The organism is Duganella violaceipulchra, assembly GCF_019166075.1.
Lineage (GTDB): Bacteria > Pseudomonadota > Gammaproteobacteria > Burkholderiales > Burkholderiaceae_D > Rugamonas > Rugamonas violaceipulchra.
This window is the reverse complement of sequence record NZ_JAHTGR010000124.1, coordinates 1-451: the sequence shown is the minus strand read 5'-3', so window position 1 is coordinate 451 and position 451 is coordinate 1. Positions and strand designations below refer to the sequence as shown.

The 451-nt window shown below is 67.8% G+C and carries 1 pseudogene; it reads right to left on the bottom strand.

Going from position 1 to position 451, the window contains the following annotated elements:
* Nucleotides 1-451, bottom strand: a pseudogene (locus tag KVP70_RS33265) (heme utilization protein); the annotation flags it as partial.

Genomic DNA, 451 nt, shown 5'->3' with positions numbered 1-451 from the left:
GGTGCTCAGCGCGCCCAGCTGGTTCGAGCTCAAGGCCACGATCTGGTCGGTGCTCAGGCCCGAGGCCAGGTTGGCGGTGGTCATAGCGGCCACTTGCGCGGTGCTCAGCGCGCCGATCTGGTCGGTGCTCAGCGCGGCGGTCTGCGCGGTGCTCAGGGCGCCGATGGCGGCGGTCTTCAGCGCGCCGATGTCGGCCGTTTCAATCGCGGCGATGGCGGCGGTGCTCAGGCCGGCAACTTGCGAGCTCGACAATGCGCTGATCTGGCTGCTGCTCAGGGCGACGATCTGGTCGGTGGTCAAGGCCTTGGTCTGATTGCTGCTCAAGCCGGCGATGACCGCCGATTTCAGCGCGCCGATGTCGGCCGTTTCAATCGCGGCGATGTCGTTGGTGCTGAAGGCGCTCACCTGGGCCGAGCTCAGGGCGCCGAACTGGTTGGACGACAGCGCGACG